Annotated in this window: 21 protein-coding genes; 11 read left to right on the forward strand and 10 right to left on the reverse strand. The window is 49.8% G+C overall.

The features are described 5' to 3' along the window. Positions 1–120: 120 nt before the first annotated feature. Positions 121–744, forward strand: a complete 624-nt coding sequence (locus tag BTA35_RS13175) for a LysE family translocator (protein WP_078320275.1) — start codon at positions 121–123, stop codon at positions 742–744. Between the two features lie 88 nt (positions 745–832). Here the strand turns inward: BTA35_RS13175 and BTA35_RS13180 are convergent, their stop codons facing one another. After that, positions 833–1,516, reverse strand: a complete 684-nt coding sequence (locus BTA35_RS13180) for a DNA-3-methyladenine glycosylase I (protein ID WP_078320276.1) — start codon at positions 1,514–1,516, stop codon at positions 833–835. A 75-nt stretch (positions 1,517–1,591) separates the two neighbouring features. Next, positions 1,592–2,782, reverse strand: a complete 1,191-nt coding sequence (locus tag BTA35_RS13185; RefSeq protein WP_078320370.1) for an RsmB/NOP family class I SAM-dependent RNA methyltransferase — start codon at positions 2,780–2,782, stop codon at positions 1,592–1,594. A 389-nt stretch (positions 2,783–3,171) separates the two neighbouring features. Here BTA35_RS13185 and BTA35_RS13190 point away from each other — a divergent pair, with 389 nt between their 5' ends. Then, on the forward strand, positions 3,172–4,167 hold the full coding sequence (locus BTA35_RS13190; protein ID WP_078320277.1) for a cytochrome-c peroxidase: 996 nt from the start codon (positions 3,172–3,174) through the stop codon (positions 4,165–4,167). A 116-nt stretch (positions 4,168–4,283) separates the two neighbouring features. After that, positions 4,284–4,937, forward strand: a complete 654-nt coding sequence (locus BTA35_RS13195) for a peroxiredoxin (RefSeq protein WP_078320278.1) — start codon at positions 4,284–4,286, stop codon at positions 4,935–4,937. Positions 4,938–5,056: 119 nt separating this feature from the next. Here BTA35_RS13195 and BTA35_RS13200 read toward each other — a convergent pair whose 3' ends face one another. After that, entirely contained in the window at positions 5,057–6,010 is a 954-nt protein-coding gene (locus BTA35_RS13200) for a LysR family transcriptional regulator (RefSeq protein WP_078320279.1), read from the reverse strand. Between the two features lie 372 nt (positions 6,011–6,382). On the opposite strand from BTA35_RS13200, the gene BTA35_RS13205 reads away from it, so the two are divergent. The 3 genes from BTA35_RS13205 (at position 6,383) to BTA35_RS13215 (ending at position 9,607) form a co-directional block, all read left to right on the forward strand. Further along, a complete protein-coding gene (locus tag BTA35_RS13205; protein WP_078320280.1) occupies positions 6,383–7,432 on the forward strand; it encodes a TRAP transporter substrate-binding protein in 1,050 nt (349 codons plus the stop codon). Positions 7,433–7,620: 188 nt separating this feature from the next. Then, on the forward strand, positions 7,621–8,262 hold the full coding sequence (locus BTA35_RS13210) for a TRAP transporter small permease subunit (protein WP_078320371.1): 642 nt from the start codon (positions 7,621–7,623) through the stop codon (positions 8,260–8,262). After that, entirely contained in the window at positions 8,252–9,607 is a 1,356-nt protein-coding gene (locus tag BTA35_RS13215; RefSeq protein WP_078320281.1) for a TRAP transporter large permease, read from the forward strand. The genes BTA35_RS13210 and BTA35_RS13215 overlap by 11 nt, the downstream gene beginning before the upstream one ends. A gap of 198 nt (positions 9,608–9,805) precedes the next feature. Here the strand turns inward: BTA35_RS13215 and proX are convergent, their stop codons facing one another. From proX to gatC, 7 genes are all read right to left on the reverse strand, one after another. Then, positions 9,806–10,528, reverse strand: coding sequence for a glycine betaine/L-proline ABC transporter substrate-binding protein ProX (gene proX, locus BTA35_RS13220; protein WP_274378432.1), 723 nt, complete (start codon positions 10,526–10,528; stop codon positions 9,806–9,808). Between the two features lie 6 nt (positions 10,529–10,534). Further along, positions 10,535–10,807: a type 2 periplasmic-binding domain-containing protein gene (locus tag BTA35_RS18505; protein WP_238377598.1), complete on the reverse strand. Its 273-nt coding sequence runs from the start codon at positions 10,805–10,807 to the stop codon at positions 10,535–10,537. A gap of 111 nt (positions 10,808–10,918) precedes the next feature. Beyond that, positions 10,919–12,013, reverse strand: a complete 1,095-nt coding sequence (gene proW, locus BTA35_RS13225) for a glycine betaine/L-proline ABC transporter permease ProW (protein ID WP_078320282.1) — start codon at positions 12,011–12,013, stop codon at positions 10,919–10,921. A 24-nt stretch (positions 12,014–12,037) separates the two neighbouring features. Continuing rightward, entirely contained in the window at positions 12,038–13,228 is a 1,191-nt protein-coding gene (gene proV, locus BTA35_RS13230) for a glycine betaine/L-proline ABC transporter ATP-binding protein ProV (protein WP_078320283.1), read from the reverse strand. A 377-nt stretch (positions 13,229–13,605) separates the two neighbouring features. After that, a complete protein-coding gene (gatB, locus tag BTA35_RS13235; protein WP_078320284.1) occupies positions 13,606–15,066 on the reverse strand; it encodes an Asp-tRNA(Asn)/Glu-tRNA(Gln) amidotransferase subunit GatB in 1,461 nt (486 codons plus the stop codon). A gap of 79 nt (positions 15,067–15,145) precedes the next feature. After that, positions 15,146–16,600 carry an Asp-tRNA(Asn)/Glu-tRNA(Gln) amidotransferase subunit GatA gene (gatA, locus tag BTA35_RS13240; protein WP_078320285.1) on the reverse strand — a complete coding sequence of 485 codons (1,455 nt, stop codon included), beginning with the start codon at positions 16,598–16,600 and terminating at the stop codon, positions 15,146–15,148. 202 nt (positions 16,601–16,802) lie between these two features. Beyond that, positions 16,803–17,090 (reverse strand): Asp-tRNA(Asn)/Glu-tRNA(Gln) amidotransferase subunit GatC, encoded by a 288-nt coding sequence (gatC, locus tag BTA35_RS13245; protein ID WP_078320286.1) that lies wholly within the window; start codon positions 17,088–17,090, stop codon positions 16,803–16,805. 243 nt (positions 17,091–17,333) lie between these two features. Between gatC and BTA35_RS13250 the strand changes: the two genes are divergently transcribed. From BTA35_RS13250 to rng, 5 genes are all read left to right on the forward strand, one after another. Beyond that, positions 17,334–18,374, forward strand: coding sequence for a rod shape-determining protein (locus BTA35_RS13250; protein ID WP_078320287.1), 1,041 nt, complete (start codon positions 17,334–17,336; stop codon positions 18,372–18,374). Positions 18,375–18,558: 184 nt separating this feature from the next. Beyond that, positions 18,559–19,434 carry a rod shape-determining protein MreC gene (gene mreC, locus BTA35_RS13255; RefSeq protein WP_139363665.1) on the forward strand — a complete coding sequence of 292 codons (876 nt, stop codon included), beginning with the start codon at positions 18,559–18,561 and terminating at the stop codon, positions 19,432–19,434. Between the two features lie 2 nt (positions 19,435–19,436). Beyond that, entirely contained in the window at positions 19,437–19,901 is a 465-nt protein-coding gene (gene mreD / locus BTA35_RS13260) for a rod shape-determining protein MreD (protein ID WP_078320289.1), read from the forward strand. A gap of 78 nt (positions 19,902–19,979) precedes the next feature. Further along, the gene (locus BTA35_RS13265; protein ID WP_078320290.1) at positions 19,980–20,579 is read left to right on the forward strand and encodes a Maf family protein; all 600 of its coding nucleotides are present in this window, start codon (positions 19,980–19,982) and stop codon (positions 20,577–20,579) included. A 51-nt stretch (positions 20,580–20,630) separates the two neighbouring features. After that, positions 20,631–22,106 carry a ribonuclease G gene (gene rng / locus BTA35_RS13270; RefSeq protein ID WP_078320291.1) on the forward strand — a complete coding sequence of 492 codons (1,476 nt, stop codon included), beginning with the start codon at positions 20,631–20,633 and terminating at the stop codon, positions 22,104–22,106. Positions 22,107–22,169 lie beyond the last annotated feature (63 nt).

Below are 22,169 nucleotides of genomic sequence, written 5' to 3' on the forward strand. Positions count from 1 at the left end.
CAAAGCTGAGTTTAAGCTTTGAATTGTATCGCGACAATAATCATTTTGGAGTGTATACCAGCCGCAGAGACAGCCGGTGGCATTTCTGGCTGCAATTAAAAGCTTACAGAGGAATCGGAGATGGATGCAGTAGGGCTTATATTTACTTTGGAAGGGTTTTATCTGCCGGTAGCACTCTTTGTGTTGAGCACAGCAGGTACACCGGGTCCGAATAATATTATTCTGACGGCAACTGGTGCTCGGTTTGGCTTTCGTAAATCCTTACCCGGGGTGTACGGCATTATTTTCGGGACAGCCAGTCAGATTGTTATGGTTGCGGCTGGCCTCGGTATCCTTTTTCAGCAATGGCCGATACTGCACACTCTTCTGAAAATGGCAGGTGGGGCTTATCTGGTCTGGTTGGCGTGGAAAATACTACGTAGTCCGGTTCAGGAGATGTCCGTGGAAGAGGGCCAGGAGCCCGTCGGGTTTATTCAGATGGCTTTGTTTCAGTATCTGAATCCCAAAGCCTGGGTAATGAACTTATCCATGGTCTCGGCTTTTTCTGTTGCAGGCGAGGTGTATTGGCAGTCGATTATGCTCATTATTCTGGTGGCTTTTACCGTGATGAATATGACTCAGAACGCTTGGGCTGGCTTTGGCAGCGCCATTGGCCGTCTACTGACTTCGGATCAGATTCGGGGTCGTTTTAATATGCTGATGGCGACCCTGACGGCACTTTCAGTGTACTTTATTCTTAGGTAGAGGGTTTTGGGTAATCCATGGCTAAAAGAAAAGGGTGACAATTTAAAATTGTCACCTTTTTTATTAAGCCATAGTCGTTTATCTGCACTCAGATGTAGTTTTCCCCAACACCCATGGCAATGGTCCGGCTGATAGCGGCAAAGGAGCGACCGGACTCCTGTCGCCACCGGTTAAAGGCATCCTGGGCTTCCTGCATCGCCTTCTTGCTGGTTGGGCTGGTGGCTGTGACCACATTATGGGCTTTTAGGTAAGCCCACACATCGTTGGTGAAGATAAAAGTATCCACACCCAGCTGGCGCAGGGCGTAAGGTCCGGTATTGCCTCCCAGGCGTTTGCCGTGCTTTTTCAGGTATTGCCAAAGACCAACGATATCCTCTTCCGGCCAGTTCGCAATAAAACGCGCAAAGCTTTTGTGCTCAAACTGCAGGTCGTAGATCATCTGGGCATTGTGCTTTATGGTCATCACCTTGCTCAGATTACGAATGATTTTCGGGTCTTTGGCTTTCTGCTCCCATTGTTCATCACTAAGCAGCAGCAGGGTATCCGGTTCAAAATGGAAGAAGTGTTGCTCAAAATCCGACCATTTTTGTTCCACAACCCGCCAAACAAATCCTGACTGAAACACCGATTTGGTGAACTGAGCCAGATAGCGACTGTCATCCAGAGCCGCAAGTGCTTCACGGCTAAGTGAGTTTGGGAGTAGGGCTTCCAGAGTCGCTTCTCCACCTTTGCGTTCCGCAGCCCTCTGATAGATCTGGTCAAAGCGTTCCATATCGATTCCTCGGTCAGTTTGCCGCTTTTTTACGGAGCTAAGGTTTTATCGGCGTATCTGTGTGGGTCGTCAAGTTTAAGCAACCCGCTTCAGGCGTGCCATATAGAAGCCATCACTGTTCAGCGTGGACGGGTAGATCGTTGTCTCTTCCAGTAACTCAAAAGCACCGCTGCAGTTTTGCAGGAAGTGAGCAACCTGATCCTGATTCTCCATCGGCAGAATGCTGCAGGTGGCATAAACCACCTCGCCACCCACCTTTGCCATCTTGCTGTAGCGCTGCAGAATATCCTGCTGGGTTATGCAGAGCTGTTCAAGGTCGTCAAACAGAGGGTTCCATTTGGCTTCCGGATTACGGCGTAGAACACCAAGGCCGGAACAAGGCACATCCAGCAGAACACGATCGGCACTGGCCCGAAGGCGTTTGATCTGAGTGGATGACTCGATCAGGCGGGTTTCCAGGTTGTTGATTCCGGTTCGTTTGGCGCGCTTACGCAACTGATCCAGCTTGCGCTGTTCCACATCCATCGCAATGATACGCCCTTTATTCTGCATCAGGGCGGCTATATGCAGGGTTTTACCGCCGGTTCCTGCGCAGGCATCAACGGTGAGCATACCAGGCTTGGGGTTCAGCATTCTGGCGATCTGTTGGGACCCCAGATCCTGCTGCTCAAACCAGCCGTCGTGGAAGCTCTTGCTGCGAAACAGAGGAACATCGCCACGAATAATCAGTGCATCCGGTTGTTTTCCCACAGGCTCACTGGGAATTTGTTCCGCTTTGAGCTGCTGCTGTAATTGCTCCCGGGTTCCTTTTAGTTGATTGACCCGAATGTAACGCAGCGGAGCTTGGGCCAGAAACTCTCGTTCCTGTGGCCAGCGCCGCCCTAATTGCTGCTGGGCAATCTTATCGAGCCATTCGGGGCAGCCATCTTTCAACAATGGCCATTGGTTGGCCTCTTCGATGCGGCGGTGATCAATACTGAAACCTGTTTTCCTGCTCTTACTGTGCTGTTTAGGTGCCCGGCCCTGCTCCGTAAGCCATGCCAGTAGAAGGCGCTCCGGTGCTTTCTCATCGGCAGGGTCGACCAGTTCGGCAATGAAAAGATAAAAACTCAGGCGGCGCATAATATCACCGGTAGCATTTACAATTCGCCCCTGCTCAATGGGTGTCATCTCATTGCGGGAAAAATGATAGGCATAACTGCGATCCAGGGCTTTTTTGTTGTGCAGAACATCTGACAGCAGTGCACAGACTAGGGTGTTAAACATTGAAGGCGTCTGTGTATTAGCCCGGCTGCGGGGACCGCCCGCTTGTTGGGGGCGTCCTGTACTGCTGCGGCTTTTATGAATACGGCCGGAGGCAGATGGACGGCCAGCATTTTTTGCAGAGGCTCTTTTGGGCGATCGTGAAGGCTTTTTAGCTGGCATAAGGTACTCATTCAGGCTAGGGCAGGATAGTAAAGAGTAAAACAGGGCAGGCATCATAAGTATTTGCCTGGCAGGTCGCAATGGCTCAGGTTTGTTTAAGAAAAATGTTTGTTGTAGCTGGCTGTATTATGATTGCTTTGGGTCATATATATAGCCCCTTTTTTTGTCTGGATATTTGGCGTTAAGTTACCCTTGTACTCATGATTCGTCATAGCTTGAGAGGTAGTTTAATGAAGCATTTATTTATTGCAGCGACTTTTATAGGGTTGGCCCCCTTTGCAGTTGCAGATATGCGTAGCGAACCGATACAACCTGTATCACCGGTAAAAGAAATTAACCTTGCATTATCTGAGTTAGGGAAAAAGCTTTATTTTGACCCAAGGCTTTCAGTTTCCGGGTTTATTTCATGTAATTCCTGCCATAACCTGAGCATGGGGGGAACCGATAATATTAAAACCTCGATTGGCCATAAGTGGCAGGAAGGTCCGATTAATTCTCCTACGGTGCTTAACTCAAGTCTGAGTTTGGCTCAGTTCTGGGATGGTCGGGCTGCAGATCTTAAAGAGCAGGCCGGTGGCCCAATAGCGAACCCCGGAGAGATGGCATCGTCCCACACTCTGGCTGTAGATGTTGTTGCTTCTATTCCTGGTTATGTACATGACTTTAAGCAGGTGTTTGGTGATAGCGGTACAGTCAATATAGACCGTATTACGGATGCGATTGCTGAGTTTGAAAAAACACTGGTAACGCCAAATGCACCGTTTGACCGTTGGTTGCTGGGCGATGATCGTGCGATTAGCCAGTATGAGCTTGAAGGATACAAGCTCTTTAAGAGTAGCGGTTGTGTCGCCTGCCACAATGGTGAGGCTGTTGGCGGGAACTCATTCCAGAAAATGGGCATTATGGAGCCTTACCAGACCCGTAATCAGGTTGAAGGCCGCGCGGCTGTAACCGGCAAAGATGCAGATCGCTTTATGTTTAAAGTACCGACGTTGCGTAACGTAGAGCTGACCTACCCCTACTTCCATGATGGAGAGGCAGAAACCCTCACAGAGGCCACTGATATCATGGGACGTCTGCAACTCGGCCGCAAGTTCACTGAAGAAGAGAATGCCAAAATTGTTGCATTCCTGAAAACCCTGACCGGCGAACAGCCTCAGTTCATGATGCCGATTTTACCGCCGTCTGTTGACCAGACTCCAAAACCTCGACCATTTGACGAATAACCTTCCCGCAGAGCCATAGGGTTAACCTATGGTTCTGATCGGTTATTTCTTGTGTTTATTTTATTAGCAGATGTTAAATTAGAGGTGAACACAACGAATGAAGACGGAGAAATTAAATGGACAATAACATACAGCAAGTTGCAGGTTTACCACGACTGAATGAACCAGCTCCAGCGTTTAGCGCCCCGACCACTGATGGTGTGAAGACTCTGGAAGACTATAAAGGGAAGTGGCTGGTACTCTTTTCCCACCCTGCGGACTTTACACCGGTATGCACTACTGAATTTATGGCATTCGCTAAATTAGCCCCAGAGTTTAATAAGCGGAACTGTGAATTGCTTGGGCTTTCGATTGATAGTCATCACTCGCACATAGCCTGGATGCGCAATATTAAAGAGAAATTTGGTGTTGAGATTCCGTTCCCGATCATCGCAGATCTGAAAATGGATGTTGCCCGTGCTTATGGCATGATCCACCCGGGAGCCGCTGATACATCTGCAGTTCGGGCAACTTTTCTGATTGATCCTGAGGGTATCCTGCGGGCTATGGTTTACTACCCGATGAGCAATGGGCGTTCAATTCCTGAGTTCCTGCGAATGCTGGATGCGATGCAAACCAGTGATGAGCATCAGGTTGCAACGCCGGAGGGCTGGCAGCCGGGCGATAAAGTGATTGTGCCACCGTCAGCAACAGCTGAAGGTGCTGAGGAGCGCATGAAGTCCGGTGATTACGAGTGTGTGGATTTCTATTTCTGTACTAAAACGCTGTAAGAATTTGGTTTAACCCCCGTTTTTTGTACTCCAGAGCCCTTGAAGGTAAAGCCTTTGAGGGCTTTTTGGGTCTTATTTTTTAGCACAAATCGTGTAAACCCTCGCCCGGCGGGGAGCCGTCACGGATCAATAGGTGGTAAGCGAAGGCGGTGCGGCAGGTCTGTACTATCCTCTCCCATCAGCCAGGCCTGATTCAGTTCAATTGCCTGCTTTAAAAACTGCCATAGCAGTCGTACCCGTAGCAGTTGTCGCTGTTCTGGCCGGGCTGCGATCCAGAATTCTCGGTAGATATTAATCTCTTCTTTCAGTAAGGGTTCCAACCGGGGCTCCTGTGCCGCCATAAAGCAGGGGAGAACGGACAGGCCGCTACCCGCCAGAACCGCATGCATCTGAGTAATAAGGCTTGTGCTGCGCAGGGTGAAATGAGGGGTGGTTTTGAGCTCCTGTAGCATTGGGTCCAGGTAGCATAGCTGGTCACTGAAAACCAGATCATCTACATAGCCGATCAGATCGAAAGTGGACAGGGACTTTATGGTGTCCGGACGTCCGCGTCGTTCCAGGTACTCCTGCTCACCATAAAGCTGCAGCTTGTAGTTGCAGAGCCGTGAGACGATCATTTCCGCATTCCGTGGCCGGTCAATAGTGATCGCCAAATCCGCCTCGTGCCGACCAAGACTGACCGCTCTGGGCAGAGCTAACAACTCTATGGTTAGCTCAGGGTAGCGCTCCTGAAAAGCATTCAGAAGAGGGGTGATAACATAGGTGCCGAAGCCCTCGGTAACACCGATACGGATCTGACCACTGATTTTCAGATTCTGATCACTAATATGTTCGTTGGCCCCTGTGACCTGCCGAGCCATCTCCTCCGCAAACAGCAGTAACTGCTCTCCGGCTCCAGTTAGTCGGTAGCCGTGAGTGCTACGCTCAAACAGTTGGGTATTCAGTTGAGTTTCAAAGCGACGGATACGGCGTGAGACTGTGGAATGGTCTATGTTGAGCCGGCGGGCTGCGTCGGTCAGACGGTTAGCTCGGGCCACTTCAAGGAAGATCTGAATATCCTGCCAGTTTAGCATGTAGGATCCTTGTGCATTTTTGCACAACCAATGTGCTTTGTTGCTCGTTGTCTGTCAACCGTTAGCACCGCTAGGCTCAGATCATACTGCAAAGATACTTCTGTTTAAGCCTGAGCCCTGCGCATAGAAAAATAAAAGGATCAAACAGGTGTTCGTTGCAAACACTCAGCCTGCCATCTACGTATGGGGGCGGGTGTTTCGGAGCAGAAGGCATCGGTCAATCTGCTTCGCAATAGTTAGGCACTCTATGCCTGAGTGCTAATACTAGAATAACCACAGTACCCATGAAGTAACTGAACCCGCTCCATAGGCTGTCCGGAGTGGAGTCTTCAGGTTTCAACTGACGTAACAACAACAATAGGAAGTGAAATCATGAGTCAGTACTCTCGCGTTACAAGTGCAATTGGTGCCGGTGTGGCCGCACTGGCACTATCTACCACGTTGCAGGCTGCCGGCCCGGCTAAGCTGGATGTGGCTAATACCTTTAGTACCAATATTTTTATTGGTGAAGGGGCGGTACGTTTTGCCAAGGAGCTGGAAACAGTGACCGATGGCAAGGTCAAGCTGAAAGTACATAACCCAGGTGATCTGGTTCCTGCCTTTGAAGTGTTTAACTCAGTCTCTTCCGGCGCTATTCCCGCGGGCTGGGACTGGATCGGTTACTGGGCAGGTACTGTGCCGGTTACTAATCTATATGGTGCACTTCCCTTTGGGCCAAGTCCTGAGGCATTTATGTCCTGGATGTGGGCTGGTGAGGGGACTGAAATCCTGCAGAGCGCCTACGATCAGTACAATGTAAAGGTACTACCCTGCTTTATCTCACCCCAGGAAACAGGCGGATGGTATAACAAAGAGATCAATGATATCGAGGATTTCGATGGCTTGCGTATTCGTATCTCCGGTCTGGGTGCCAAGGTTCTTAAAAAATACGGTGCGTCTACTCAGTTGATCCCTGGTGGTGAGATCTACCTGGCACTTGAGCGTGGCCGTATTGATGCGTCTGAGTTCTCAGTTCCACAGGTGGATCAGCTGATGGGTTTTGAGGATATTACTAAATACTACTACTTCCCAGGTTGGCATCAGTCCGCCAGCTGGTTCTCCTTTATTGTTAATAAGGATGTTTGGAACGAGTATGACAAGCAGACTAAAGCGCAGTTCGAAACGGCCTGTCGTGCGACTCTGCAATGGGCGATGGCTGAAGCACCAGCGGAGCAAATACGTACGATCCGTAAACTGGAAGCGAAGGGTATTCAGGTAAAACGCTTCCCGGATCCTGTTCTGGCGGAACTGCGTAAAGGCTGGGATGAAGTGCGTGAGGAAGAGATGAAAAATAACCCTCTGTTCAAGAAAGCATACGAATCTCTGATGGAACATACCAAACTGGTTGATGAGTGGTACGAGCTGCAATCCATTCCACGCTAACCTCCTCCCCTTCTCTCTGCCGGTTTGCCTGGCAGAGGGAACCTAAGTGTTGTTAACGGAAACCTTTCAGCTGGGTTCAACAGGCTGACAGAGGTTACTTTTTCTGTTAACTGAACCGGGTAATAATCCGAAATTAAAATAAGCCAGGGAGTCTCATATGAGGCTTTCTGCTCTGGTGGATGAATATTATGAATTTCAGCAGATCTCAATCAGGTTTTCTTATACCCGGCTGGCGCCAGCAGGGTGCCCACTGGTGTGCCATGATTGCCCTCCCTCTAATCGGGTGCGGGGTCTGGCTTGGTCGTGTCAGCAGCTGGTTGGTGCTGGCGGTTATGGTGGCTGTGTTAACCACAGTGGTGATGAACGCTCTGGGTATCAATGAATTGATGCATTGGGACAAGGAGGTCTTTCTGTTCGGTCAGGGTGTAACGATCAACTCGGTTACCGAGCTTCAGTGGCATCTTTTTGGTCTGTTGACACTGATCGGGGCCAGCTACGCAATGCACTCAAATACTCATGTCCGGGTGGATATGTTTCATCAGTCCATGTCCCGTAGAACTCAGCATTGGGTGGATATTTTGGGTCATTTGTTAATGCTGCTGCCCTTCTGCATTCTGATCGCCTGGCTGTCACGGCACATGGTACAGATGTCTTTTATCTCCGGGGAACAGTCCAACTATGGTGGATTAACCGATCGTTATCTGATCAAAGGAGCTTTGCCAGCGGGCCTGATTTTATTGGCACTGGGTGCTCTGGGGCAGGTGTTTGACCGACTGGCACGGATTATGGATCCGGCACGTGATGTAGAGGAGAACACTGATGCTGGATGAATATGGAATGGCGATTGCCATGGTTGTTGCTTTGTTGGTGGGGATTTTCAGTGGTTACCCCGTGGCATTTCTTCTGGGTGGCCTGGGGATACTTTTTGCTTTTATCGGTGATATCCCTCTGGCGTTTCTGGGAACAGTGTCTTCGCGAATTTTTGGGGGTGTGATTGAAAACTGGCTGTTGATTGCCATCCCTCTGTTTGTCTTTATGGGGTTGATGCTGGAGCGCTCTGGGGTAGCTAAAAACCTGTTGCTTACCTTACAGCGCCTGTTTGGTAATGTGCGGGGAGGTTTAGCCGTTTCTGTAGCATTGCTGGGGGTGGTGATGGCCGCCAGTACCGGCATTATCGGGGCCTCTGTGGTGATGCTGGGGTTACTGGCTTTGCCTGTTATGCTGAAGCAGGGCTACAAGCCGGAGATGGCTTATGGTGTGGTAGCCGCATCGGGCACTTTGGGGATTCTGATTCCACCCTCTATTATGCTGGTGCTGATGGGCTCCATTATGAATATCTCGGTGGGTGATCTGTTTAAGGCGGCGCTGATTCCGGGGTTGATGTTGGGTGGGTTGTACACCTTATACCTGTTGACCGTAGCTTATCTGCGCCCCGAGTGGGCACCCTTGGCCAGTGAGGGGAGTGAGGCTCATCTGTCGGAAGATCAGTTGCCGCTCGGTTTGGCGTTATTGAGGGATCTGCTGGGGCCTCTGGTGCTGATTGTGGCTGTATTGGGCTCTATTATGGCTGGGGTCGCTACTCCCACTGAAGCCGCTGCGATTGGGGCTGCTGGCTCCATGCTGCTGGCGCTGTTTCTAAAACAGCTCAATATCGATACCCTGCGCTATGTCTGTCGTTCGACTTCAAAAACGTCCGCCATGATATTGTTTGTGGTGATCGGAGCCACCTGCTTCAGCGTGGTATTCAAACGTCTGGGTGGTGCGGATATGATTGAGGAGCTGATCACCGGCACTGGGTTGGGGCCCTATGGATTACTGATGTTATTAATGGGACTGATCTTCCTTCTGGGTTTCTTTCTGGAGTGGATCGAGATCAGTTTTGTGATTCTGCCCCTGTTGCTGCCAGTAGTGTCTGGGCTGGAATTTGAGGGGCTTAGCGGTAGTGGACTGATGGTCTGGTTTGCCATTTTGGTGGCGATCAACCTGCAGACCAGCTTTCTTACCCCACCCTTCGGCTATGCGCTGTTTTATCTGAAGGGGATAACCCAGGGGGATGTGAGTATAGGGACCATCTATCGCTCTATTATTCCTTTTGTTCTGCTTCAGTTAATGGGTTTGGCACTCTGTATTCTTTTCCCGTCAATCGTGCTCTGGTTGCCTGGATTAGTGGAATAGAGGAGGTGTTTCTGTCGCCGTGGACGTCTTTAGTTCATGGTGATGGAATCGCAGTGCTATAAACACGAAAGTAGCGTTAGTTTAATGGAAGTCCAAGGTAAAGAAGGCAGGTCATTAAAAGAAAGAAAACCCTCATCCGGAGATGAGGGTTGTTAATGGCGTTATGAGCCACCGCTTTTCTTGATCGCTCAGCAGGTTTTAATGAGCGGCTTTCTTCGCAGCACTGATCCACTGGTCAAATGTTTTCTGGTTTGCCTGAATCCACTGATCAGCGTGGCGCTCGATCTCTTTAACGGAATCCTGACCATTGCTGATCATCATGTTTTCAGCACTAACCGCGTTAATCGGCAGCTTCATGATTTCGAACAGTTTCGCTGCAGCCGGGTTTGCTTCTGCCCATTCTTTATTGGCAACGATGCGCTCAGAGTTGATATCGAAGCCATAGTTTTTGCCATTTGGCAGAGCGGTATCGGTACCGTTCGGGTTAGCGGAGTATGGAACTTCCAACCAGACTACGTCCTTACCCGGAACCAGTTTGCCTGATACCCAGTATGGCGTCCAAGTGTAGTACAGCACAGGTTCACCATCATTAAAGCGGGCGATAGTGTCCGAAATAATAGCCGCGTATTGACCTTGTTTGTGTGTAATAGAATCACGCAGTTTAAACTCGGTCAGCTGATGCTCAATCACACCTTCACAGCCCCATCCTGCCTGACAGCCAGTCAGATCAGCTTTGCCATCACCATCCGTATCAAACAGTTTGGCCAGCTTGGGATCTTTCAGATCGGTGATTTTAGTGATGCCGTATTTGTCAGCCGTTTTTTTGTCGATCAGGTAGCCCTGTGCAGCTCCGCTGATATATGTACCTTTGCGATAGAAAGTATCGTCACCACCGGCGTTAGCGTACATACCGTTGTGCAGAGGGAATCAGTTTACTGCCATATAGGTGATGTCACCGTTGGCGATAGCGGTATAAGCGGCGCTATAGTCAACTTCTTTGATAGGCTGGACGTCATAACCCAGCTTTTGCAGTGCCTTGTTGATAACGACGGTCTGAAACTTTTCTTCGGCAATAGGACTGTGTACACCTTGTACCTTAATGCCTTCGCCAGGAAGATGGCCGTGAGCCAGTGCGGCACTGCTGACAACGGTTGTACTGAGTGATAAAGCCGTCAACAGGCTTTTCTTCATTGATTTCATGCGTGTATCTCCATTTTCTTTTCTTATTTATAGATATTTTGCTTCAGGCTCAGCCTCTGAGAAGAGGGTTGAGCTTGGTCTGTGAAGTCTTGGCAGAACATCAGCAGACATTTATGAGCGCCCTATTGCACGGCGAGCGATCCCTACAGGGCCTGCTTCATACCAGTGTCTGACACCGCGACTTCGTGAATCCTGCCCGAGGGCCTGTGTCATCCGATCCAGAATAATGGCCAGAATAACGATACCAACACCACCAACTGTAGCCAGGCCGATATCGAGACGGCCAATGCCACGCAGGACCATCAATCCCAGGCCGCCGACGGAGATCATGGATGCAATGACAACCATGGAGAGGCAGAGCATAAGTGTCTGATTGACGCCTGCCATAATTGTTGGCATCGCCAGAGGTAGCTGTACTTTAAACAGCATCTGGCGAGGGTGAGCGCCAAAGGAGTTTGCCGCTTCAATCAGGTCGCTAGGTACCTGACGGATACCTAGATTGGTCAGGCGTATAATCGGGGGCATAGCAAAGATAATCGTTACCACAACACCTGGTACGTTACCGATACCGAACAGCATGACAATAGGTACCAGGTAGACAAAGGCTGGTGTGGTCTGCATCGCATCCAATGTGGGGCGTAATACCTGATTAATCTTTTCACTGCGGGCCATCAGAATACCAAGAGGCATGCCGAGCAGGGCACAGAAGAAGACTGAAGTCAGTACCAGCGATAGTGTTGTCATCGCTTCGCTCCATGCACCGATACCACCCAAAATAATCAGGCTGATAACGGTGCCGATAGCCAGTCGCTTATTGGCAAGTTGCCAGGCGAGCAGTCCAAAAATCAGAATCATCAGAAAGGGGTGTGCGGAGTTTAGTAGAGTGTCAATCGAGGTTAGTGTGGCATCAACCGGAGCTTTAATAGCGCTGAAGAAGGGGCGAAAATTGCCGACTACCCATTCCAGTGCATTTTCAACCCAGCCCTCCAAAGGTATCCAGGGCTGAGCAAAAGGCTCGGCCATAGTGATTTGGTCTTCCACGACGGCAGCAACGTCTTCGTTAAGCCAAGCTTCGCTACCGGTAACTTCTTCTGAAGATCGCTCTGCATTGCCCCAGGGGTTGTCGGCCGCTTCCGGGCTGGCAAAGGGGTTGTCAGTGTCAGTGGTCTGAGCTTCAGCTGCGAATGGATTTTTTTCAGTACTCATATTTTTATTTCCCGATGCTCATTCTTATATCTCTCGGTCAAGGGTTTCCAGCAGACGGCCCTTGCTGATATTGCCCAGATATTTGCTATCGCTATCCACAACGGGTACGGCGTAGCCGGTTTTGGCTACCAGGCCAATCAGATCACTGATGGCGGTTTCTGCCGGTACGGGTTTTGGTTCCGTCAGCAGAGCCTGCTCCAGCTTCAGGTCGGTGTTGATCACTTCTTTCAGAGAATCAACGGAAACAACGCCGATAAATTTCCCTAGCTTGTCGATGACATAGCCGTAGTCCCGATCGTTGTCCTGCAGCAACTTAAGGCCGGTGCGCAGACCTTCGCTGGAATCTTTGCGAACAATAGTGACCTGGGTTTTTCGGGCGATATCTTTTGCACTAAAGACGTTGGAGACATCAACACCTTTAAAGAATGAGCGTACATAATCATTGGCTGGGTTGTGCAAAATTTCATCGGGTGTACCGATCTGAACGACTTCACCGCCCTGCATAATGGCGATACGGTCACCAATACGCATCGCTTCATCCAGATCATGGGAAATAAAGACGATGGTGCGTTGGTGTTCCGCTTGTAGTTTCAGCAATTCGTCCTGCATCTCAGTACGTATGAGAGGGTCAAGGGCTGAAAAAGCTTCGTCCATCAGCATGACATCAGGGTTGTTAGCAAGAGCCCGGGCAAGACCTACACGTTGTTGCATACCACCGGAGAGCTCATCCGGATAGGAATCTGCATGGGCAGATAGCCCTACCTGGTCTAAAGCGTCCTGCGCTTTTTGGTGTCGGGTTTCAATGGCTTCACCTGCGAGCTCCAGACCGAAGGCCGCATTATCTAATACACTCATATGAGGCATAAGCGCAAAGGACTGGAACACCATGCTGATTTTTTTGCGACGCACATTTCGTAGCTGATCGTCATTCATGACCGCGATATCTTCACCGTCAATCAGTACGTGGCCACGGGTTGGCTCAATAAGACGGTTGAGCAGGCGTACCAAGGTGGACTTCCCCGATCCTGACAGTCCCATAATAACGAAGATTTCGCCTTCGTTGATTGAGAGACTTGCATCTTTAACGCCAACGGTTTGGCCTGTTCGGGAGAAAATTTCGTCTTTGTCGATGCCTTGATCGAGCAGAGAGAGGGCTTTGGCTGGACTTTCACCAAAGATTTTATACAGATTTTTGACTTCTAATTTTACCGACATAGATCTTTATAAGATTCCTGAGTCGTGGATGACATCTTTCATTAGATCACTAATAAAAAACTTTCGTTTTGGTGTTTGGAAAGCTTAAGGGTCATCATTTTGTTTATAGTTATATTGAATATTTTAACAATACAAGGTTTATATAAAATGGTAAATGCCTGTTTTACTTCCTTTTTTCTATGATTTGTTCACTATTTTGGTGCATGTGGGGTTTTTCTAGTACCTAGTGGACGGTTTTTTCAGGCTTTTTCAATACAGGGCGTAAGATTTGTGCCCGATATATTTTGGTTTTTAAGGCGGGGTGCCGAGCAAAAAAAACCCCGATACATGCTGGCATGTTCGGGGTTTGGTCGCTGAAATCGGTCAGAGTCTAAAGGTTAGCCCAGTTTCTCTTTCAGAAGCTGATTCACCATTTGAGGGTTGGCGGTACCTTTAGAGGCTTTCATCACCTGGCCCACAAAGAAGCCGACCATTTTACCGCGTTTGTCTTCCGGGGCGGCCTGATACTGCTCAACCTGCTGAGGGTTGTTCGCCATCACTTCATCAACGATGGCAGCAATAGCACCTGTATCTGTCACCTGTTTCAGACCCTTCGCTTCGATAATCTCATCGGCAGAGGCTCCTTCACCAGCCCACAGAGCTGCGAATACCTGCTTGGCGGCTTTACCGTTGATGGTGTCATCCATAACGCGTTTGACCAGGTCGCCCAGCTGAACTGCTGAAACCGGGCTCTGCTCGATTTCAAGGTTATCCTTGTTCAGCTGACCGGCCAGCTCGCCCATCACCCAGTTAGCCGCCAGTTTGGCATCACCGCAGCGGTCTTTAACCTGCTCGAAGTATTCCGCCATCGGGCGGGTTGCAGACAGAACACCGGCATCGTAAGAGGACAGGCCCAGCTCATCAATAAAGCGCTGCTTCTTCTGCTTTGGCAGTTCCGGCATTTCAGAGCGGATATGCTCGATATAGGCTTCGTCCAGCTCTACCGGCAGAAGGTCCGGGCAAGGGAAGTAGCGGTAATCGTTCGCTTCTTCTTTGCTGCGCATGGAGCGGGTTTCGTTCTTCTCGGAATCGTACAGACGGGTTTCCTGAATAACACGGCCACCATCTTCGATCAGTTCGATCTGGCGCTCAATCTCATGGTTGATCGCTTTTTCGATGAACTTGAAGGAGTTGATGTTCTTGATCTCGGCGCGGGTGCCGTACTCTTCCTGACCTTTCGGGCGGACAGAGACGTTAGCATCACAACGCATGGAGCCTTCAGCCATATTGCCATCTGAAATGCCCAGATAGGTCACAATACTGTGGATCGCTTTGATATAGGCGATCGCTTCTTTTGCAGAGCGAATATCCGGTTCGGATACGATCTCCAGCAGCGGCGTACCGGCACGGTTCAGGTCGATACCTGTCATGCCGCGACCATTTTCGTCTGTGTATGTTTCGTGCAGAGATTTGCCCGCGTCTTCCTCCAGGTGAGCATGATGGATGCGGACCTGACGGATTTTGCCCTCTTCAGGCTCGACTTCAATAACGCCCTTGCCAACAATTGGCAGGTCGTTCTGTGTGGTCTGGTAGCCTTTTGGCAGATCCGGGTAAAAGTAGTTTTTACGTTCAAAAACTGACTTCATACCGATCTCGGCTTCAACGCCCAGACCAAATTTAACGGCCATCTCTACGGCACTTTCGTTCAGTACCGGCAGAATGCCCGGCAGGCCAAGATCAATGGCGCAGGCCTGGGTGTTTGGTTCTGCGCCGAAAGCGATGCCGGCACCGGAGAAAATCTTAGACTGGGTGGCGAGCTGAACGTGAATCTCAAGCCCGATGACTGCTTCCCATTCCATAATGCTTTTACCTCTGTATACAGGTCTGAATACGGTTCGCTGTGAATGTGATGTTGTTGCCGGTTTTCAGCGTGTTACATCACTGACCAGCACTGGGTGCCAGTTGGTGCCAGTTGGTTGCTGTCTGGAGCTGGTGCGCTGCATTCAGTAATTGGGACTCTTTAAAGTGTCCTGCCAGAATTTGCAGACCAACCGGGCGACCGTTGACCAGACCTGCAGGTACAGAGATACCCGGCAGACCGGCAAGGTTAACAGCCAGTGTGTAGATATCTTCCATGTACATCTGTACCGGATCGTCGGTGTTGCTGCCCAGATCGAAAGCCGGTGTCGGGGTTGTTGGCCCCATAATCAGGTCAACTTCGTTGAAGGCGTTCAGGAAGTCCTGCTGAATCAGGCGACGGATGCGCTGCGCCTTGCGGTAGTAGGCGTCGTAGTAACCTTCGGACAGAGCGTAAGTACCCACAAGAATACGGCGCTGAACTTCTTTACCGAAACCTTCACCACGGGAGCGCTTGTACAGGTCTTCCAGGTTTTCCGGATTTTCGCAGCGGTAACCGTAACGAACCCCGTCAAAACGTGACAGGTTCGAGGAGGCTTCTGCCGGGGCGATGATGTAGTAGGACGGAATCGCGAGCATGGTGTTCGGCAGGCTGACCTCCTGAACGGTCGCACCCAGCTTTTCGAACTCTTTAACCGACGCCATGATGGCATCAGACATCTCCGCGGAGAGTTCTTTACCGAAGTACTCTTTGGGCAGGCCGATACGCAGACCGCTTAATGGCTGGTTCAGGTCGGCGGTGTAATCCGGAACAGCTTTTTTCAGAGAGGTGGAGTCTTTCGGATCAAAACCTGCCATCTCATTCAGCAGCAGCGCACAATCTTCAGCGGTGCGAGCCATGGGGCCGCCCTGATCAAGACTGGATGCGTAAGCGATCATGCCCCAGCGGGAAACGCGGCCATAGGTTGGCTTAAGACCGGTAATACCGCAGAATGCCGCGGGCTGACGGATAGAGCCACCGGTATCAGTACCGGTTGCACCCGGAGCCAGACGTGCTGCAACAGCGGCTGCTGAACCGCCGGAGGATCCACCGGGAACAGCATTTGTGTCCCATGGGTTTTTCACGGCACCGTAGAAGCTGTTCTCGTTGGAAGAGCCCATGGCAAATTCATCCATGTTGGTCTTACCGAGAGAAACCATGCCTGCGCTATTAAACTTATCCACTACTGTGGCATCGTATGGCGCAACAAAGTTGGACAGCATCTTAGACGCACAGGTGGTCAGCACGCCGTTGGTGCAGAAGATATCTTTATGGGCAACGGGTACGCCGGTCAGGGCTTTGGCGTTACCGGCCGCGCGAGTGGCGTCTGCCGCTTCTGCCTGCGCCAGTGCCTGTTCAGGCGTCACGGTGATAAAGCTGTTGTACTGGCTGTCCAGGGCATCAATACGCCCCAGAAAATGCTGGGTCAGTTCGACGCTGGAAAATTCACCGTCGGCAAGACCTTTGGCAAGTTCAGCGATAGTCTTGTTATGCATGGAGATAAAGTCCTTTGCTACGGTTTGATACCGCTCCCTTAAAATCTTTATTCACAGATCAATCCTCAGATTAAGCTGTCAGTGTATGCCGGTGCATATTGGATAAGCATGCTTGCAGCTACAACTGGTATTTAAGGGAAAGAGTCTTTTTACAGTTTTGGGTAATACTTTTTTAGCTTCTGACGTATTGAGTCAGGAGGCATCACTCGATAACTTTCGGTACCAGAAATAGCCCAGCTTCTTTGGCTGGCGCATTCTGCTGGAAGTGTTCGCGCTGATTGCTTTCGGTCACTTCGTCGTGGCGCAGGCGCTGAGTCGCATCCAGAGGGTGTGCCAGAGGATCTGTGCCGTCAATATCAACCGATTGCATCTGGTTAACCAGTTCTAAGATGCTGGTCAGATCACGGGTGTATTCCGGGATATCATTGTCTTCGATTTTGAGTCGCGCCAGGTGCGCTACTTTTTCAACATCGGATCTTTCTAGAGCCATGATGTTTCTTCCTGCCCTGATTGAACCAGTAATCAGCCAAAGGTCCTATTATGTGCAGTAACCAGAGTCTCTGCAGGCTGTTAAGACGCAGTGGAGTGATTTTGATTGGGTTAAATAACAAAATAAGCGCGCAATTTAACATATTTCCGAGCTGCTGACACATTTGTATCTTGCCGTGGGGGGGCTGCGGTTGATAGAGTTCTGCCAGCACAGGGTAAATTGGATTTAGGTGAAAAAAATCACATGTTTAAACGACTCAGAGGACTGTTTTCGAGCGATTTGTCCATCGACTTGGGTACAGCAAATACTTTGATCTATGTCCGCGGTCGCGGTGTAGTTCTGGATGAGCCATCAGTTGTGGCTATCCGTCATCATGGAAATCAGCGCACGGTCGCTGCTGTTGGTTTGGACGCCAAGCGTATGCTGGGTCGTACACCCGGTAATATCACTGCCATCCGCCCTATGAAAGATGGTGTTATTGCAGATTTCCACGTTACAGAGAAGATGCTGCAGCACTTTATTAATAAGGTGCATGAAAACAGCTTTCTGACTCCAAGCCCTCGTGTTTTGGTTTGTGTGCCTTGCATGTCTACTCAGGTAGAGCGTCGTGCAATTCGTGAATCAGCTATGGGTGCGGGTGCCCGTGAAGTGTTTCTGATCGAAGAGCCTATGGCGGCTGCGATTGGTGCAGGTCTGCCTGTTGAAGAGGCTAACGGCTCTATGGTCGTTGATATCGGTGGTGGTACTACCGAAATCGCGATTATCTCACTGAACGGTGTGGTGTATGCTCAATCCGTTCGTGTGGGGGGGGATCGTTTCGATGAAGCCATCGTCTCTTATGTGCGTCGCCATTACGGTAGCCTGATTGGTGAGGCAACCGCTGAGCGTATTAAAGAAGAAGTGGGTTGCGCTTATCCGGGTAGCGAATTGAAAGAAATTGATGTCCGCGGCCGGAATCTCGCAGAAGGTATTCCCCGCAGCTTTACCCTCAATTCCAATGAGATTCTCGAAGCCTTGCAGGAACCTCTGTCTGCAATTGTTCAGGCCGTGAAAAGTGCTTTGGAGCAGTCACCGCCGGAGCTGGCATCGGATATCGCTGAGCGGGGGCTTGTACTGACAGGGGGTGGTGCTCTGTTACGTGATATCGATAAACTGATCGCAGAAGAAACTGGTCTCCCCGTTATTATTGCAGAAGAGCCTTTAACCTGTGTGGCTCGTGGTGGTGGTCGTGCCCTTGAAATGATCGATCAGCACACATTTGATCTGCTATCAACGGAAGGTTAGATTCTGGCAGATGGCCTAAATCACAGCTAAAAAATGGCGGTTTGAATACCGCCTTTTTTTTGTTTAATCTTTCCTGAAACTGACTTCTCACCATTTATGATCTGATTTGACCTTCCTGACAGATCGGTGTCTGATCTGAGTTCTTCGGACAACAGACAGGCTTAAGGAGGCTGCAATTAACCCTTTGTTTGTTAAGGGCCCTTCATTAGGGCTGCGATTACTGGCTTGTCTGATCCTTTCTTTGGCGTTGATGTTTTCAGATTACCGCTACCAGCATATGGATCAGGTGCGTTCTTTTTTGACCGTTGCTGTAACGCCTCTGCAATGGGCTGTGGATCTGCCCAATCGACTCTGGTCCTGGGGTGCGGCAACATTTTCTGACCGTAATGCCTTACTGGAAGAAAATGCTCTGCTTAAAGAGCAGGCACTACAGTTATCCAGTAAAAACCAGCGTATGGCCTATCTTATTGCAGAGAATCTGCGTCTTCGGGAACTTCTGAATGCTAAGAAGCCTAATAAAGATCGTTTTTTGCTCGGGGAGGTCATCGGTCTGGATGCCGATGCTTTTACTCATCAGGTGCTGGTTAATCGCGGCCGCAGAGATGGGGTCTATGAAGGGCAGGCGGTTGTCGATGCCCTTGGTCTGATGGGGCAGGTTGTGTCGGTGAGTACTTATACCAGTCGTGTGTTGCTGGCTGCAGATACGGCCCATGCGGTTCCTGTCCTGATCAATCGAAACGGTTTTCGCGTGATTGCTATCGGCTCCGGCCTGATCGATGAGCTGACGCTAAGCCATGTACCGGATACGGCAGATATTCGTGAAGGTGACCTTCTGGTTACATCAGGCTTAGCTGGTCGTTTTCCCAAGGGGTATCCTGTTGCAGAGGTCAGTACTGTCCGGCATGAGCCCGGAAAACCTTTTGCAACGGTATCGGCACGGCCGCTTGCTCAGCTGGAGCGGAGCCGATACGTGTTAATGCTGAACCCTCTCGATGTGATTGATAATACAAATCTGCCAGTTACGGGCTCTGCCAGTCCGGAGACGAGGGAGCAGGAGTAGTTATGTTTGTAATTCTTTTAACCTTCGTGTTTGCTCTGTTATTGGCGGCTATGCCTCTGCCGGATACTTTTCTGTGGATCCAGCCTGAATGGGTCACGATGGTACTGATTTACTGGTGTATCGCCTTACCGCATCGCATTGGTGTTCTTGCTGGCTTTTTTCTTGGCTTGTGTATGGACCTGCTGGACGGTTCTTTACTGGGACAGAATGCAATGGCGATGTCTGTGATTGCTTATGTCGCACTTTTGCTTTATCAACGCATGCGTAACTACGGCGCTTTACAGCAGGCGTTAATGGTAGGGTTGCTAATCAGTATCAGCTTGCTGATTTTTCAATGGATACAAAACTTAACCAGTGTTGCTGCAGATACATTGGCATTCCTTCTGCCCGCGATCACAAGCATGTTGCTTTGGCCATGGTTCTTTATTGGCATGCGTACAATACGTCGTCGGTTTCAGATTCATTAACAATCTGCTCCAGAGGTTAAGTACTTTTCTATGCCTTGTGGAGCCAACCAATTTTTATGACAAGAAACGTTTAAACAGATGCAAAATAGCGATAGCTCTTATGATCTTTGTCTGGCTTCGGCATCACCGAGGCGTGAGGCATTACTCGAACAGATTGGTCTTAAATGCCTTAAGTATCCGGTTGACCTGAACGAAAGTGTTCTGCCAGGAGAGGCGGCTCCTTCTTATGTGATGCGACTTGCAGAGCAGAAGGCTTTGGCAGGGCAGGAGCGATCGGGCACAAACCTTCCTGTATTAGGCTCTGATACCTCAGTGGTACATCAGGGCAAAATACTAGGAAAGCCCAAAAATAAACGCCATGCTGTTGATATGCTGATGCAGTTGTCCGGACAGACCCATCAGGTTATGACGGGAGTTGCTGTATGTCAGGGCCGTCGCATTCTGTCACTGATCAGTGTGACAGATGTTTCCTTCAGGGTTCTGACGGAAGATGAGTGTCTGGCTTACTGTGATTCCGGTGAACCTTTTGATAAAGCTGGAGGATACGGTATTCAGGGGCTGGCAGCTGTATTTGTGCGCTCCGTTTCGGGAAGTTATAGCAATGTTGTTGGGTTGCCTTTGTTTGAAACAGCAGAACTGCTGAACCAATTTGGTATACGGGTGCTCGAACCTTCATAACGGCTTCATCGGTTCGGGGTTCAGGGTAGTTTGTCGCGGGGGAGAGAAGCGATGAGTGAAGAGATTTTAATTAATATTACACCGATGGAAACCCGCGTTGCGGTGGTTGAAAATGGTGTTTTGCAGGAAGTTTATATTGAGCGAACCCGTCGTCGGGGCATTGTGGGTAATATCTACAAGGGTAAAGTGGTCCGTGTTTTACCGGGTATGCAGGCGGCTTTTGTTGATATCGGGCTTGAACGTGCTGCATTTATTCATGCTGCTGATGTTGTACCTGCGGACAGACCTAATGGTGCTGAAGTTGAAAGTATCAACAGCCTTCTGCATGAGGGACAGTCTCTCGTTGTTCAGGTAACAAAAGAGCCCATTGGTACCAAAGGTGCCCGACTGACCACACATCTTTCTATACCTTCCCGATATTTGGTTTATATGCCACATACCCCTCATACCGGTGTGTCACAGAGAATTGAAGATGAGTCTGAGCGTGACCGCTTGCGCCAAATTGTTGAGAGTGCCGCTCCTGATGGTGAGACAGAGGGCGTTAGTAAGCAGGGCGGTTTTATTATCCGTACAGCTGCGGAAGGTTTTGGTGAAGATGAAATTCTTGCTGATACGCATTTTTTATACCGGCTCTGGCGTGCTGTAGAGCGTCGTTGTAAGGGGGCTAAAAACAAGACGATTATTTACGAAGACCTGCCGCTTTTTATGCGTACCATGCGTGACTTTGTCCGGCCGGAAATTGAAAAAATCCGCATCGACTCCAGAGAGAACTACACTAAACTGAAAGAGTTCGTGCAGGAGTTTGTTCCCAGCCTGGAAAGCAAAGTTGAGTACTATCCGGGAGAGCGTCCGATTTTCGACCTTTACGGTGTCGAAGATGAAATCCAGAAGGCTCTCGGTCGTAAAGTACAGCTAAAGTCCGGTGGCTATCTGGTTATTGATCAGACTGAGGCGATGACCACCATTGATGTCAATACCGGCGCATTCGTGGGGCACCGAAATCTGGAAGAGACGATCTTCAAGACCAATCTTGAGGCGGCGACAGCCATTGTTCGCCAGCTCAGGCTACGTAATCTTGGCGGTATTATCATTCTGGATTTTATCGATATGGAAGATCCTGAACATCAGCGCCAGGTGTTACGTCTGCTGGAGAAAAATCTGGAGCGTGATCACGCTAAGACGAAGCTGACGGGTGTGACGGAGTTGGGCCTAGTTCAGATGACGCGAAAACGCACTCGCGAAAGTCTTGAGCAAGTGATGTGTGAGCCCTGCCCGACCTGTGAAGCAAGAGGCACTCTTAAGACGCCGGAAACCGTTTGCTATGAGATCTTTCGGGAGATTCTGAGAGAGGAGCGCGCTTATGGTTCAGATACATACCTTGTTCTCGCATCCCAGCCTGTTGTTGATCGTTTACTTGATGAAGAGTCAGCAAGTGTGGCTGACCTGGAGCTCTTCATTAATAAAACCATTAAGTTTCAGGTAGAAACCCTCTATAGTCAGGAGCAGTTTGACATTGTTCTGCTCTAACCGACCACTATAGCCTTTTGATGGTATTTTATCCGAAGGCTTATTTGGTGTGGCCTGACTATT

Source organism: Oceanospirillum linum (assembly GCF_001995095.2).
GTDB classification, from domain to species: domain Bacteria; phylum Pseudomonadota; class Gammaproteobacteria; order Pseudomonadales; family Halomonadaceae; genus Oceanospirillum; species Oceanospirillum linum.

Coding starts and splice junctions, on each gene's coding strand:
- mreD (WP_078320289.1), top strand. CDS start 19,437: ATGTTTGTAATTCTTTTAACCTTCGTGTTTGCTCTGTTATTGGCGGCT.
- BTA35_RS13250 (WP_078320287.1), top strand. CDS start 17,334: ATGTTTAAACGACTCAGAGGACTGTTTTCGAGCGATTTGTCCATCGAC.
- BTA35_RS13195 (WP_078320278.1), top strand. CDS start 4,284: ATGGACAATAACATACAGCAAGTTGCAGGTTTACCACGACTGAATGAA.
- proW (WP_078320282.1), bottom strand. CDS start 12,013: ATGAGTACTGAAAAAAATCCATTCGCAGCTGAAGCTCAGACCACTGAC.
- BTA35_RS13180 (WP_078320276.1), bottom strand. CDS start 1,516: ATGGAACGCTTTGACCAGATCTATCAGAGGGCTGCGGAACGCAAAGGT.
- rng (WP_078320291.1), top strand. CDS start 20,631: ATGAGTGAAGAGATTTTAATTAATATTACACCGATGGAAACCCGCGTT.
- BTA35_RS13175 (WP_078320275.1), top strand. CDS start 121: ATGGATGCAGTAGGGCTTATATTTACTTTGGAAGGGTTTTATCTGCCG.
- gatB (WP_078320284.1), bottom strand. CDS start 15,066: ATGGAATGGGAAGCAGTCATCGGGCTTGAGATTCACGTTCAGCTCGCC.
- BTA35_RS13265 (WP_078320290.1), top strand. CDS start 19,980: ATGCAAAATAGCGATAGCTCTTATGATCTTTGTCTGGCTTCGGCATCA.
- gatA (WP_078320285.1), bottom strand. CDS start 16,600: ATGCATAACAAGACTATCGCTGAACTTGCCAAAGGTCTTGCCGACGGT.
- BTA35_RS13190 (WP_078320277.1), top strand. CDS start 3,172: ATGAAGCATTTATTTATTGCAGCGACTTTTATAGGGTTGGCCCCCTTT.
- gatC (WP_078320286.1), bottom strand. CDS start 17,090: ATGGCTCTAGAAAGATCCGATGTTGAAAAAGTAGCGCACCTGGCGCGA.
- BTA35_RS13185 (WP_078320370.1), bottom strand. CDS start 2,782: ATGTTTAACACCCTAGTCTGTGCACTGCTGTCAGATGTTCTGCACAAC.
- BTA35_RS13200 (WP_078320279.1), bottom strand. CDS start 6,010: ATGCTAAACTGGCAGGATATTCAGATCTTCCTTGAAGTGGCCCGAGCT.
- BTA35_RS18505 (WP_238377598.1), bottom strand. CDS start 10,807: ATGAAATCAATGAAGAAAAGCCTGTTGACGGCTTTATCACTCAGTACA.
- BTA35_RS13205 (WP_078320280.1), top strand. CDS start 6,383: ATGAGTCAGTACTCTCGCGTTACAAGTGCAATTGGTGCCGGTGTGGCC.
- proV (WP_078320283.1), bottom strand. CDS start 13,228: ATGTCGGTAAAATTAGAAGTCAAAAATCTGTATAAAATCTTTGGTGAA.
- BTA35_RS13210 (WP_078320371.1), top strand. CDS start 7,621: ATGAATTTCAGCAGATCTCAATCAGGTTTTCTTATACCCGGCTGGCGC.
- BTA35_RS13215 (WP_078320281.1), top strand. CDS start 8,252: ATGCTGGATGAATATGGAATGGCGATTGCCATGGTTGTTGCTTTGTTG.